At 65.7% G+C, this 12,448-nt stretch carries 11 protein-coding genes; 8 read left to right on the top strand and 3 right to left on the bottom strand.

Annotation, left to right across the window (positions count from 1 at the left end; all coding sequences use genetic code 11):
• Nucleotides 1-114 precede the first annotated feature (114 nt).
• Nucleotides 115-2,133, bottom strand: coding sequence for an alpha-1,4-glucan--maltose-1-phosphate maltosyltransferase (locus HU735_RS11005; RefSeq protein ID WP_186713530.1), 2,019 nt, complete (start codon nucleotides 2,131-2,133; stop codon nucleotides 115-117).
• A 138-nt stretch (nucleotides 2,134-2,271) separates the two neighbouring features.
• Here HU735_RS11005 and HU735_RS11010 point away from each other — a divergent pair, with 138 nt between their 5' ends.
• Nucleotides 2,272-2,439 carry a hypothetical protein gene (locus HU735_RS11010; RefSeq protein WP_186713531.1) on the top strand — a complete coding sequence of 56 codons (168 nt, stop codon included), beginning with the start codon at nucleotides 2,272-2,274 and terminating at the stop codon, nucleotides 2,437-2,439.
• Nucleotides 2,440-2,543: 104 nt separating this feature from the next.
• Nucleotides 2,544-2,810: a phosphopantetheine-binding protein gene (locus HU735_RS11015; protein WP_186713532.1), complete on the top strand. Its 267-nt coding sequence runs from the start codon at nucleotides 2,544-2,546 to the stop codon at nucleotides 2,808-2,810.
• Here the strand turns inward: HU735_RS11015 and HU735_RS11020 are convergent.
• Nucleotides 2,761-4,455 carry an AMP-binding protein gene (locus HU735_RS11020; RefSeq protein ID WP_186713533.1) on the bottom strand — a complete coding sequence of 565 codons (1,695 nt, stop codon included), beginning with the start codon at nucleotides 4,453-4,455 and terminating at the stop codon, nucleotides 2,761-2,763. The two genes, HU735_RS11015 and HU735_RS11020, sit on opposite strands and share 50 nt — an antisense overlap.
• Nucleotides 4,456-4,740: 285 nt before the next feature.
• On the opposite strand from HU735_RS11020, the gene HU735_RS11025 reads away from it, so the two are divergent.
• Genes HU735_RS11025 through HU735_RS11040 form a run of 4 tightly spaced genes read left to right on the top strand, consistent with a single transcriptional unit; the run spans nucleotide 4,741 to nucleotide 10,293 of the window.
• Nucleotides 4,741-5,904 carry an isovaleryl-CoA dehydrogenase gene (locus tag HU735_RS11025; protein ID WP_186713534.1) on the top strand — a complete coding sequence of 388 codons (1,164 nt, stop codon included), beginning with the start codon at nucleotides 4,741-4,743 and terminating at the stop codon, nucleotides 5,902-5,904.
• A gap of 19 nt (nucleotides 5,905-5,923) precedes the next feature.
• Entirely contained in the window at nucleotides 5,924-7,531 is a 1,608-nt protein-coding gene (locus HU735_RS11030; RefSeq protein WP_186713535.1) for a carboxyl transferase domain-containing protein, read from the top strand.
• Nucleotides 7,532-7,534: 3 nt separating this feature from the next.
• The gene (locus HU735_RS11035) at nucleotides 7,535-8,344 is read left to right on the top strand and encodes a gamma-carboxygeranoyl-CoA hydratase (protein WP_028692514.1); all 810 of its coding nucleotides are present in this window, start codon (nucleotides 7,535-7,537) and stop codon (nucleotides 8,342-8,344) included.
• Nucleotides 8,341-10,293: an acetyl/propionyl/methylcrotonyl-CoA carboxylase subunit alpha gene (locus HU735_RS11040; protein ID WP_186713536.1), complete on the top strand. Its 1,953-nt coding sequence runs from the start codon at nucleotides 8,341-8,343 to the stop codon at nucleotides 10,291-10,293. The genes HU735_RS11035 and HU735_RS11040 overlap by 4 nt, the downstream gene beginning before the upstream one ends.
• 46 nt (nucleotides 10,294-10,339) lie before the next feature.
• Here HU735_RS11040 and HU735_RS11045 read toward each other — a convergent pair whose 3' ends face one another.
• A complete protein-coding gene (locus HU735_RS11045) occupies nucleotides 10,340-11,047 on the bottom strand; it encodes an XRE family transcriptional regulator (protein WP_186713537.1) in 708 nt (235 codons plus the stop codon).
• A gap of 89 nt (nucleotides 11,048-11,136) precedes the next feature.
• Between HU735_RS11045 and HU735_RS11050 the strand changes: the two genes are divergently transcribed.
• Entirely contained in the window at nucleotides 11,137-11,451 is a 315-nt protein-coding gene (locus HU735_RS11050) for a hypothetical protein (RefSeq protein ID WP_028692517.1), read from the top strand.
• A 431-nt stretch (nucleotides 11,452-11,882) separates the two neighbouring features.
• Entirely contained in the window at nucleotides 11,883-12,398 is a 516-nt protein-coding gene (locus HU735_RS11055; protein WP_186713538.1) for a DUF4880 domain-containing protein, read from the top strand.
• Nucleotides 12,399-12,448 lie beyond the last annotated feature (50 nt).

Genomic DNA, 12,448 nt, shown 5'->3' on the forward strand with positions numbered 1-12,448 from the left:
TTGCGCGATCCCTGTGGGAGCGGGTTCACCCGCGAAGCAGACACCGCGGTGCATGGCACCGGCTTTGCCGGTGTTCGCGGGTGAACCCGCTCCCACAGGGATCGCGCAAGACCATCACTGGGCCCTTTCAATGCGCCAGATACCAAACGGCTGGTGCCACGGTTCGATGCGCATCCACTGGGTCTTGCCGTGCCAGGTCCAGCGGTGGCCATTCATCAGGTCCTCGCCCTGGGTATCGGCGTTATCGTCCAGCCCCAGTTCCCACAGCGGCAGCTCGAAACTGGCCTCCTGGGCGTTGTACGGGTCGAGGCTGATGGCCACCAGGATCACGTTGTCGCGCTCGGGCGTGCGCTTGGCGAAGTACAGGATCTGATCGTTCCAGCAGTTGAGGAACACCACCCCCAGGTGAGTCTGCAGGGCACGGTTCTGCCGACGGATGCGGTTGAGCTGGGCGATCTCGGCGACGATGTTGCCGGGCTGGGTGAAATCGCGCGGGCGGATCTCGTACTTCTCCGAATCCAGGTACTCCTCCTTGCCCGGCAGCGGCGTGCCCTCGCACAGCTCGAAGCCCGAGTACATGCCCCACAGGCCCGAGCCCATGGTCGCCAGCGCGGCACGGATGAGAAAGCCGGGACGGCCCGAGGTCTGCAGGAAGAACGGGTTGATGTCCGGCGTGTTGACGAAGAAGTTGGGCCGGTAGCACTGGCTCCACGGCGGCTGGTTGAGCTGCTCGAAGTACTCGCGCAGCTCCTGCTTGCTGTTGCGCCAGGTGAAGTAGGTGTAGCTCTGGGCATAACCGACCTTGCCCAGGCGCGCCATCATCGCCGGGCGGGTAAAGGCCTCGGCAAGGAAGATCACCTCAGGGTGCTGGCTGCGCACATTGGCGATCAGCCATTGCCAGAACGGCAGCGGCTTGGTGTGCGGGTTGTCGACACGGAAAGTCTTCACGCCCTCCTCCACCCAGCCGACCACCACGTCACGCAAGGCCAGCCACAGGCTCGGCACCGATTCGGGGGCGTAGAAGTCGACGTTGACGATGTCCTGGTACTTCTTCGGCGGGTTCTCGGCGTAACGGATGCTGCCGTCGGGGCGCCAGCTGAACCAGCCGGGGTGCTCCGTGAGCCAGGGGTGGTCCTGGGAGCACTGGATGGCGAAATCCAGGGCGATCTCCAGCCCATGCTCGGCGGCAGCGGCGACCAGCCGGCGGAAGTCCTCGCGGCTGCCCAGCTGCGGGTGGATGGCATCGTGCCCGCCCTCGGGGCTGCCGATGGCGTAGGGGCTGCCGGGATCGCCGGGCTCGGCCTGCAAGGCGTTGTTGCGGCCCTTGCGGTGCTTCATGCCGATGGGGTGGATCGGCGGAAAGTACAGCACGTCGAAGCCCATGTCGCGGATCATCGGCAGGCGCTGGTGCACGTCGTCAAACGTGCCGTGGCGCTCGGCATCGTCGGTGATCGAGCGAGGAAACAGTTCGTACCAGCTGGCGAACAGCGCCGCCTCGCGGTCCACATCCAGGGGAAACTCGCGGCTGCGGGTGAGGTAGCTGCGGTGCTCGGCCTCGGCCATCAGCTGGGCCGCGTAGGGGTGCAACAGCAACATCACCTGGTCATCCACCGGCAAATCCGGCAGGCGCTGCTGCAGGCTTTCAAGCTGCTCGCGCAAAAGCCCGTCGCTGCGCTCGATGCCCTGGCCCAGCAGCAGACGGCCCTCCTCCAGCTCAAGTTTCACATCCACACCAGCGGCGTACTTCTTCTCAAGGTCGTGGCAGTAGGTGGCGAACGGGTCGATCCAGGCCTCGATGCTGAACAGGTGCAAACCCAGATCGGTGGGGGTGAACGCTGCCAGCCACAGGTCGTTGCCCGGCGAGTGCATCGCCACGCAGTGCCAGCGCCGGCTGTGGGCCTGGCGCCAGTTCAGGCTCACCGCCAGGCGGTCGTGGCCATCGCTGTAGACCTTGGCCGCCACCTCGACCTTGTGCCCGCGCACCGCCTTGGCGGCGAAGGTGCCGCCGTCGAGCACCGGGCTTGCGTCCTCGATCACGATGCGCGGCGCCAGCAGCGCCTGGGACAGGCTGATGGCCTGGTCCGGGTGATCGTTGGCCATGGGCACGCTTTCGAACGGCTCTTTACCAGACATCGACCTGCTCCCCTGGGCTGGTGGCGGTAAGGGTTCAGAGCCGTGTTGGCGCGCGGGGGTTCAAAAAAAATGAGCGTCGGGCGCAGGCCTGGGTCAAAGCCTGCGACACCTCTTCATTCATCCCGCGAGGCCAGGCCCATGAACATTCCCATTCCACCGGAGACTCCCGACCCGAACATCGACGACCCGACCTTGCCGCCGCCGGTGCCTGAAGAGGATCCGGACGAGCTGCCAATCAAGCCGACCCTGCCGCCGACCGTGGGCGACCCGCCGAGCGAGGAGCCGCCAGTGAAAGGTAGAGGATAGACAAGCTGGCGGATGAGGTTGACAGGAGACCTGGTATTTTTGCCAGTAGCGGGCCGTATCAAAGCTGCGTAAACAGGATATTTCTCCTGTCTTCGGCATCCGCCATGCCTACCCACGACCGCGATACATCTATCCTGAAATGGATCATCGACGACTTCCTAGAACTCAACGGCAGGCATAGACACCTAGATGCAGGCTATGGCATGCGCGAGTTGGGCGCCGACAGCTTCGACATGGTCGAGCTACAGGCGCGGATCGAAGAAGAATTCAATGTCCTAATCGAAGAAGCTGTCTCCGTCGACGTCACCTTGGATGAACTGCTCAAGCTGGTCCGCAAGGCGCGAACTGCTCCCCCAGCTCCTCCACGCTGATCTCGCGCATCCGGAACTTCTGCACCTTCCCCGTCACCGTCATCGGAAACTCATCGACGAAGCGGAAATGCCGCGGTGTCTTGAAATGCGCCAGCCGCGCCTTGCACCACTGTTGCAGTTCCTCGGCACTGGCACTGTGCCCGGGGTGCAGGCGAATCCACGCCACCACCTCCTCGCCATACTTGCTGCACGGAATCCCCACCACCTGCGCCTCGGCCACCGCCGGGTGGGTGTGGAAGAACTCCTCCAGCTCGCGCGGATAGATGTTCTCGCCACCGCGAATGATCATGTCCTTGTTGCGCCCGACGATGCGCACGTAGCCTTCGTCGTCCATCACCGCCAGGTCGCCGGTGTGCATCCAGCCGGCCGGATCGAGGGCGTCATGGGTGGCCTGCAGGTTGTCCCAGTAGCCGAGCATCACGCTGTAGCCCCGGGTGCACAGCTCGCCGATCTCCCCACGGGCAACGATACGCCCGTCGGCGTCCACCAGCTTGGTCTCCAGCTGCGGCTGGGTGCGGCCCACGGTGGTCACGCGCAACTCCAGGCCGTCGTCGGGGCCGGTCTGCAGCGACACCGGGCTGGTCTCGGTCATGCCGTAGGCGATCTGCACCTCGGCCATGTGCATCTGCTCGATGACCTTGCGCATCACTTCGATCGGGCAGGTGGCGCCGGCCATGATGCCGCTGCGCAGTGTGGACAGGTCCAGCGCGGCGCGGCTGGGGTGATCGAGCATGGCGATGAACATGGTCGGCACGCCATAGAGGATGCTGGCGCGCTCCTCGGCCACGGCGCGCAGGGTGAGTTCGGCGTCGAAGGCGTCGTTGGGGTAGATCATGGCGCTGCCGTGGGTGATGCAGCCCAGGTTGCCCATGACCATGCCGAAGCAGTGGTACAGCGGCACCGGGATCACCATGCGATCCTGCTCGGTCAGGCCCAGGCTCTCGCCGACCATGTAGCCGTTGTTGAGCAGGTTGTAGTGGCTCAGGGTCGCGCCCTTGGGCGCGCCGGTGGTGCCGGAGGTGTACTGGATGTTCACCGGCTGGTCGAACTGCAGGCCCTGCTGCCGGGCCTCGTAGGCGGCGAGCTCCACCTGCCCTGCCCGCCCAGCCAGCGCGGTCCAGGGCAAGAAGCCCACGGGCGGCTCGGCGGCCAGGCTGATCACCCCGCGCAGGTCGGGCAGGCGCTCACTGGCCAACTCGCCCACGGCATGTAGCGTCAGCTCAGGTACCACCTCCCGCACCATCGCGTGGTAGTCGGAGGTCTTGAAGGCATCGGCGCACACCAGCCAGCGGCAGCCGGACTGGCGCAGCACGTATTCAAGCTCGCCCACCCGATAGGCCGGGTTGATATTGACCAGAATCCCGCCGACCTTGGCCGTGGCCAACTGCAGGATGCACCACTGGGCGCAGTTGGGTGCCCAGATGCCGACCCGCTCGCCGACCTCCACGCCCAGCGCCATCAAGGCCCGGGCATGCACGTCGACCTCGGCGGCCAGCTCGCGCCAGCTGTAGCGCACTCCCTGGTGGCGCACCACCAGCGCCTCGCGCTCGCCGTGGATGGCGACGGTGGCATCGAAGGCCTGGCCGATGGTCAGGGTGAGCAATGGTTTGTCTTGACGGCCGCGCGTGTAGCTTGGTTGAGGCATGGTTGTCCCTTCTTGTGGTTGTTCTGGGCATGACTGAAGCAGGCGGCAATTACTCTGGCGCAGATTTACGTTTACGTAAAGGTGATGTTCCGATTGACAGCCCCGGAAGGCAGGTTTACGTTAACGTCAACCACAGACATGACGGCGTTGTGGGAGCGGGCTTGCCCCGCGATGAGGCCGGACCAGGCAATACCGCTGGCCGTTCTGACGGGCATCGCGGGGCAAGCCCGCTCCCACAACGCCGCAACAACCGCTCCCATTTCAAGAACAAGAAGGTGCCCGCACATGCATTACCCCAGCCTGAACTTCGCCCTGGGCGAGACCATCGACATGCTCCGCGACCAGGTGCGCACCTTCGTCGTCGCCGAGCTGGCGCCGCGCGCCGCGCAGATCGACCACGACAACCTGTTCCCCGCCGACATGTGGCGCAAGTTCGGCGACATGGGCCTCTTGGGCATCACCGTCCCTGAGGAATACGGCGGCGCCGGCCTGGGCTACCTGGCCCACGTGGTGTCGATGGAAGAGATCAGCCGCGCCTCGGCCTCGGTGGCCCTGTCGTATGGCGCCCACTCCAACCTGTGCGTCAACCAGATCAACCGCAACGGCACCCACGAGCAGAAGCTCAAGTACCTGCCCAAGCTGATCAGCGGCGAACACATCGGCGCCCTGGCCATGAGCGAGCCCAACGCCGGCTCCGACGTGGTGTCGATGAAGCTGCGCGCCGAAAAACGCGGCGACCACTACGTGCTCAACGGCAGCAAGACCTGGATCACCAACGGCCCCGACGCCAACACCTACGTGATCTACGCCAAGACCGACCTGGACAAGGGCCCTCACGGCATCACCGCGTTCATCGTCGAGCGCGACTGGAAAGGCTTCAGCCGCAGCAACAAGTTCGACAAGCTCGGGATGCGCGGCTCCAACACCTGCGAGCTGTTCTTCGATGACGTCGAAGTGCCGGAAGAAAACATCCTCGGCCAGCTCAACGGCGGCGTGCGCGTGCTGATGAGCGGCCTGGACTACGAGCGCGTGGTGCTCGCCGGCGGCCCCACCGGCATCATGCAGAGCTGCATGGACCTGGTGGTCCCGTACATCCACGACCGCAAGCAGTTCGGCCAGAGCATCGGCGAGTTCCAGCTGATCCAGGGCAAGATCGCCGACATGTACACCCAGCTCAACGCCAGCCGCGCCTACCTGTACGCCGTGGCCCAGGCCTGCGACCGCAGCGAAACCACCCGCAAGGACGCCGCCGGGGTAATCCTGTACACCGCCGAGCGCGCCACGCAGATGGCCCTGGAGGCGATCCAGATCCTTGGCGGCAACGGCTACATCAACGAGTTCCCGGCCGGCCGCCTGCTGCGCGACGCCAAGCTGTACGAGATCGGCGCCGGCACCAGCGAGATCCGCCGGATGCTGATCGGCCGCGAACTGTTCAACGAAACCCGCTGAGCACAAGGAACCGGCGTCCATGGCTACCTTGCATACCCAGATCAACCCGCGCTCGGCGGAATTCGCCGCCAACAGCGCGGCCATGCTCGAACAGGTCCAGGCCCTGCGCGGTCTGCTCGCCCAGGTCAGTCAGGGCGGCGGGCCGAAGGCCCAGGAGCGGCACACCTCCCGCGGCAAGCTGCTGCCCCGCGAGCGTATCGACCGCCTGCTCGACCCGGGCTCGGCGTTTCTCGAGATCGGCCAGCTGGCCGCCCATGAAGTCTACGGCGAAGACGTGCCGGCCGCCGGCGTGATCGCCGGCATCGGCCGGGTCGAAGGCGTGGAGTGCATGATCGTGGCCAACGACGCCACGGTCAAAGGCGGCTCCTACTACCCGCTGACGGTGAAAAAGCACCTGCGCGCCCAGACCATCGCCCTGCAGAACCGCTTGCCGTGCATCTACCTGGTGGACTCCGGCGGCGCCAACCTGCCGCGCCAGGACGAGGTATTTCCCGACCGCGAGCACTTCGGGCGGATCTTCTTCAACCAGGCCAACATGAGCGCCCTGGGGATCCCGCAGATCGCCGTGGTGATGGGCTCGTGCACCGCCGGTGGCGCCTATGTGCCGGCCATGGCCGACGAGGCGATCATGGTGCGCCAGCAGGCGACCATCTTCCTCGCAGGCCCGCCTTTGGTGAAAGCCGCGACCGGTGAAGTGGTCAGCGCCGAGGACCTCGGTGGCGCCGACGTGCACTGCCGCACCAGCGGCGTGGCCGACCATTACGCCGACAACGACGAGCACGCCCTGGCCATCGCCCGGCGCAGCGTCGCCAACCTCAACTGGCACAAGCAGGGCAAGCTGCAGTGCCAGGCGCCGATCGCGCCGTTGTACAACGCCGAGGAGCTGTACGGCGTGGTCCCGGCCGACGCCAAGCAGCCGTTCGATGTGCGCGAGGTGATCGCCCGCCTGGTCGACGGTTCGGTGTTCGATGAGTTCAAGGCGCTGTTCGGTACCACCCTGGTGTGCGGCTTCGCCCACCTGCACGGCTACCCGGTGGCGATCCTGGCCAACAACGGCATCCTCTTCGCCGAAGCTGCGCAAAAAGGCGCGCACTTCATCGAACTGGCCTGCCAGCGCGGCATCCCGCTGCTGTTCCTGCAGAACATCACCGGCTTCATGGTCGGCAAGAAGTACGAGGAAGGCGGCATCGCCAAGCACGGTGCCAAGCTGGTCACCGCCGTGGCCTGCGCCCAGGTGCCGAAGTTCACGGTGATCATCGGCGGCAGCTTCGGCGCCGGCAACTACGGCATGTGCGGCCGCGCCTACGATCCGCGCTTCCTGTGGATGTGGCCCAACGCCCGCATCGGCGTGATGGGCGCCGAACAGGCGGCCGGCGTGCTGGCCCAGGTCAAGCGCGAGCAGAGCGAGCGCAGTGGCGAAGTGTTCAGCAGCGAAGACGAGAAGAAGCTCAAGCAGCCGATCCTCGACCAGTACGAGCGCCAGGGCCACCCCTACTACTCCAGCGCCCGGCTGTGGGACGACGGCGTCATTGACCCGGCGCAGACCCGCGATGTGCTTGGCCTGGCGTTGTCCGCCGCGCTGAACGCCCCGATCGAACAGAGCCGCTTCGGCATTTTCCGGATGTGACCCATGAGCGAATTCGCCACCCTGGAACTGGTCAAGGACCCTCGCGGCTTCGCCACCCTGTGGCTGAGCCGGGAAGACAAGAACAACGCCTTCAACGCGCAGATGATCCGCGAACTGATCGTCGCCCTCGACCGCCTGGCCGAGGACGCCAGCCTGCGCTTCGTGGTGCTGCGCGGCCGTGGCCGGCACTTCAGCGCCGGCGCCGACCTGGCCTGGATGCAGCAGTCGGCGCAGCTGGACTTCAACACCAACCTCGACGACGCCCACGAGCTGGGCGAGCTGATGTACGCCCTGCACCGGCTCAAGGCGCCGACCCTGGCCGTGGTGCAAGGCGCCGCTTTCGGCGGCGCGCTGGGGCTGATCAGCTGCTGCGACATGGCCATCGGCGCCGAAGACGCGCAGCTGTGCCTGTCGGAAGTGCGCATCGGCCTGGCCCCGGCAGTGATCAGCCCGTTCGTGGTCAAGGCCATCGGCGAGCGCGCCGCGCGCCGCTACGCCCTCACCGCCGAACGCTTCAGCGGCGTGCGCGCCCGTGAGCTGGGCCTGCTGGCCGAGGTGTACCCGGCCAGCGAGCTGGACGCCCAGGTCGAGGCCTGGGTCGACAACCTGCTGCACAACAGCCCGCAAGCGCTGCGCGCCACCAAGGACCTGCTGCGCGAGGTGGACGCCGGAGAACTGAGCCCGGCCCTGCGCCGCTACTGCGAGAACACCATTGCCCGCATCCGCGTCAGCGCCGAAGGCCAGGAGGGCCTGCGCGCCTTCCTGGAAAAACGCCGCCCCGCCTGGCAAGACAACAAGGAGCCGCGCCCATGAGCCGACCCACGCTGACCACCCTGCTGGTCGCCAACCGCGGCGAGATCGCCTGCCGGGTGATGCGCACCGCCAAGGCCATGGGCCTGACCACCGTGGCCGTGCACAGCGCCACCGACCGCGACGCGCGCCACAGCCGCGAGGCCGATATCCGTGTCGATCTCGGTGGCACCAAGGCCGCCGAAAGCTACCTGGTGATCGACAAGCTGCTCGCCGCCGCCAAGGCCAGCGGCGCCCAGGCGATCCACCCGGGCTATGGCTTCCTGTCGGAGAACGCCGGTTTTGCCCGCGCCATCGAACAGGCCGGGCTGATCTTCCTCGGCCCACCGGCCAGCGCCATCGATGCCATGGGCAGCAAGTCGGCGGCCAAGGCACTGATGGAGTCCGCCGGCGTGCCGCTGGTGCCGGGCTACCACGGCGAGGCCCAGGACCTGGAGACCTTCCGCGCCGCCGCCGAGCGCATCGGCTACCCGGTGCTGCTCAAGGCCAGTGCCGGGGGTGGCGGCAAGGGCATGAAGGTGGTCGAGGACGAGAGCCAGCTGGCCGACGCCCTGGCCTCGGCGCAGCGCGAGGCGCAGTCGTCGTTCGGCGATGCGCGGATGCTGGTCGAGAAGTACGTGCTCAAGCCACGTCATGTGGAGATTCAGGTGTTCGCCGACCAGCACGGCAACTGCCTGTACCTCAACGAGCGTGACTGCTCGATCCAGCGTCGCCACCAGAAGGTGGTCGAGGAAGCCCCGGCACCGGGCCTGTCCCCCGAGCTGCGCAAGGCCATGGGCGAGGCCGCAGTGCGCGCCGCCCAGGCCATCGGCTACGTGGGCGCCGGCACCGTCGAGTTCCTGCTCGATGCCCGTGGCGAGTTCTTCTTCATGGAAATGAACACCCGCCTGCAGGTGGAGCACCCGGTCACCGAGGCCATCACCGGGCTCGACCTGGTGGCCTGGCAGATCCGCGTGGCCTGCGGCGAGCCGCTGCCGATCACCCAGGAGCAGGTGCCGCTGATCGGCCATGCCATCGAGGTGCGGCTGTACGCGGAGGATCCGGCCAATGAGTTCCTGCCGGCCACCGGCACCCTGGCGCTGTACCGCGAGTCGGCGCCGGGCGAAGGCCGTCGGGTGGACAGCGGCGTCAGCGAGGGCGATGTGGTGTCGCCGTTCTATGACCCGATGCTGGGCAAGCTGATTGCCTGGGGGCAGGACCGCGAGCAGGCGCGCCTGCGCTTGCTGGCGATGCTCGATGAGTTCGCCATTGGCGGGGTGAAGACCAATATCGCCTTCCTGCGCCGCATCCTTGCGCACCCGGCGTTTGCCGAGGCGGAGCTGGACACCGGGTTCATTCCGCGTCACCAGGACGTGTTGCTGCCTGCGCCCCAGGCGCTGCCGGCGCAGTTCTGGGAGGCTGCCGCCGAGGCGTGGCTGCAAGGCGAGCCTGCACTGCTGCGCCAGGACGACCGCGCTTCACCGTGGGCGGCCCGCGATGGCCTGCGCCTGGGCTTGCCGGCGCGCAGCAGCCTGCATTTGCAGTGCGAAGGGCATGAACAGGCGGTGGCATTGGAGCGCAGTGCGCCTTCGACCTATCGGCTGGAGGGGGAGCAGCTGTGTCATGACCAGGATGGCCTGCGCCGTCGGCATCTGGCGGTGCGTCGGGGTGGCACCTTGTACCTGCAGTGGGCCGGCGAGTTGCACGCCATCAGCGTCCATGACCCGATTGCGGCGGCGGAAGCCAGCCACAGCCACCAGGGCGGGCTGGGTGCGCCCATGAATGGCAGCATCGTGCGAGTGCTGGTGGAGCCGGGGCAGGTGGTCGAGACTGGTACCGCGCTGGTGGTGCTGGAGGCGATGAAGATGGAGCACAGCATTCGGGCGCCCCACTCCGGGACGGTGAAAGCGCTGTTCTGCCAGGAGGGGGATATGGTCAGCGAAGGGACAGTGCTGGTGGAGCTGGAGGCATAACGAGCTTTCAAGGTTGAGCTAGGGGCTGCTGCGCAGCCCCGACGATCTAGAGCACCCCGTGCATCCGCACCACAACACCAAGGAGCTCGCACCCCTCCTCGCACACCAGGTTCGGATAGGCATTGTTGAGCGCCTTCAGATACCGCTGCCCACCCTCCTCGGTCAACTGCCGAAAGATCGCGGACTTGCCTGGCAGCCGGGCAATCACCAGACGCCCCGGCTCGGCGGGCACACCATCATCAATCAGGATTCGAACCCCCTCGGGCACGCTCCTGCCACTGGCGGCACTCATGGTGTCGTTCTCGACCGTCAGCCAGAACGCCTTGCCCTGGGCCAGGTAGTCGGTCTGCTCGAAGACCTCCGGCGCTTCCTGCTCCTGCTGACCCAACGTGCTCCAGTCACGTACCGGATAGCGGAAACACACGAAGTATTTCGCCAGCCCGTCGTCGTCATCCTCGTCCTCGAGGCCATAACGCGCCCGCTCCTCGCCCACCTGTCCCAGCACACGCAGCTGCATGCTGACCTGGTAATGCGGCATGCCCAACTCAATGAACGTGCGGTTCATCGAGTCGACCCGAGGCTGACGGCGTTTTTTCAGCCAATGGCCGATGCTGCCCTGGGAGACCCCAACGCGTTCGGCAAGCTGCTCCTGGGAGATATCGAGCTCCTCGATCCGTTCCCGGACCAGGGCTATCCATTTGTCCATATTCATCGCAGGCACGATACGGACTGCCTCCCTGCGTTCAATACACATCAAGTAGTATTTGCCAAAACACATTTCAATACTTTAGGTATTAGAATCAGACTTCACCTTTCCCCTATTGGTATTCGCAGGTAATCAGGATGAGCATCTCGAAAGAAACGGAAACAGATCTCGACGAAGAAGCAGCCCGCCGTGCCCTCGATTTCTACCTCAACCCCACCCCCACGCCCCGCGATCTGGAGCGCTCGCTATGGACCCTGCGCGAAGGTGTCAGCAACGCCCAGGCCTGTGACCATGCCATGGCCCTGCTGCGCTGCGCGTCGGCCACGGCGCAAGAAACCGGCAACCATCTGCAGGGCACGACGCGGGAAGTGGTGTTTGCGCTGATGCACATGGTCAACATGGCCCGCGCACTGCTGGAGCAGTGCCACGCCACGGAAAAGGCATCGATCTGAAGGGAGAACGTGATAGCCGACGAACGGCAAAAGCCCCGATTGCCGGGGACGAGGTGTGCGTCAGTTAGATAATTTTTAGCAAATCGCGGAAAAATCATTTGACTGGCAAATGATAACGATTATTATTGCACTCAGCAGGTCGCGAGACCCGCTGGATAACCTGCAACGTCCTCAGGTCGGACGCTCAGATTATCTCCTCATCAGGCTAATCACGGTTTTTGACCCGGCTTTTTGCCGGGTCATTTTTTTTGCTCTTCAGGCTAATGAAGATCGTTGATGGCGGCGATGATAGCAAAACTGTGTCAGGACGTGAACGCTCATTACAAATCTTTGCGGAATCAGCACTTGAGAATCAATCTCGTTTAGCCTAAGCTGGCTTCGCGTCAAGGAAGATGCCCCCACCCCTTTCCTTAATGAGCAAGGAGCTGTCCATGACCCGCCTGCTGCTGCCCCTCGAGCACAACCCGCGCACCGCCGAACAGCATGGCGATGACGCACTGCTGCATGCACTCAAGCGCCTGCCGCGCCGGGTCCAGCAAGTCTTCCTGCTCAACCGCCTCGACCAACAGGGCTTCGCCGCCATCGCCGAACGCCTGGACCTGCCGCTGATCAGCATCGAGCGCCACATGAACCAGGCCCTGCAGACCGCCCGCGCCCCCGGCGACGCGCTGGCCAGCATCGCCGGCCAATGGTACGTGCGCCTGCAGAGCCCGCAGGTGACCGCCAGCGAACGCATCGACTTCCGCCGCTGGCTGGATGCCGACCCCGAGCACCTGCGCGCCTTCCACGAAACCGAACTGCGCTGGCGCAGCCTGCTCGCCCCGGCGCAACAGCTCGGCCATGACGGCTGGTACCGGCAAGGGCGTGCGGCGCTATCGCTGGGTGGCTGCTCGATTGCCGTCGGGCTTGGTGTTGCCGCCCTCGTGGCGTTGGGACTGCTGACCTGAACCCGGGGCGCAGCCCCTGAAAATTCCTGCCCCGACCGCTCTAGCCGGCG

It is taken from the genome of Pseudomonas sp. BW16M2 (assembly GCF_014268865.1).
GTDB lineage: Bacteria > Pseudomonadota > Gammaproteobacteria > Pseudomonadales > Pseudomonadaceae > Aquipseudomonas > Aquipseudomonas peradeniyensis.